At 67.8% G+C, this 205-nt stretch carries 1 protein-coding gene; it reads right to left on the bottom strand.

Annotated features, from left to right (window positions below; translation table 11 throughout):
• Positions 1-205, bottom strand: a 205-nt coding sequence (locus CCN44_RS46125; protein WP_244203907.1) for a hypothetical protein, incomplete at both ends; no start/stop codon positions are given.

The following is a 205-nucleotide window of genomic DNA, read 5'->3' as shown; positions in this document are numbered from 1 at the left end:
CTTCGACGACCTGGCCGTCGGGCCGGGCGACGGCGGTGTGCAGGGACTGGTAGAGGTTGAACTTCGGTACGGCGATGAAGTCCTTGAACTCCGAGACCACCGGTGTCATGCACGTGTGCAGTTCGCCGAGGACGCCGTAGCAGTCCGCGTCCTCGTTCACCAGCACCAGCAGCCGGCCGAAGTCGGTGCCGCGCAGCCGGCCGCG

Source organism: Streptomyces tricolor, assembly GCF_002155905.1.
Taxonomy (GTDB): domain Bacteria; phylum Actinomycetota; class Actinomycetes; order Streptomycetales; family Streptomycetaceae; genus Streptomyces; species Streptomyces tricolor.
Note: the sequence above shows the minus strand (reverse complement) of the source record. Positions and strands in the feature narration are given on the sequence as shown.